The 400-nt window shown below is 73.8% G+C and carries 1 protein-coding gene; it reads right to left on the reverse strand.

What is annotated here, in order from left to right:
* Positions 1–400, reverse strand: a 400-nt coding sequence (locus BZY54_RS41395) for a molybdopterin-dependent oxidoreductase (protein ID WP_244217592.1), incomplete at both ends; no start/stop codon positions are given.

The raw sequence follows: 400 nt of genomic DNA on the forward strand, positions 1-400 counted from the left end.
GGCGGACCGGTCCGCCGTGGTCGTGGCCGATGTCCTTGTCCTGCATGCGCAGGGCAACCAGTACGTCGGCCCGGCGGGCCTGGGCGAGGGTCAGGCTCTCGGTGTAGGTGCCGTCGAAGCAGGTGAAGCGCAGCGCCCTCGCCGTGGAGCGGACCCCGGCCGCGTCCAGCAGGCGGGAGAGGCGGACGCCCTCGAAGGGCGTGCCCGGCACCCGCCAGCCGGTGACGCACTGGACGTCGCGGACCACGCGGGTCTGGGGCAGGGCTCTGAGGTCGGCCAGCGTGTACGCCCTCGGCTGGTCGACCAGGCCGTCGACGGTCAGGCGGTAGTCCGTGGCGTCCTTGTGCGGGACGGAGGCGGCGACCGAGTAGTAGCGGAAGCCGCCGCCGTTCGGCAGCAG

It is taken from the genome of Streptomyces carpinensis, from assembly GCF_002154505.1.
Lineage (GTDB): Bacteria > Actinomycetota > Actinomycetes > Streptomycetales > Streptomycetaceae > Streptomyces > Streptomyces carpinensis.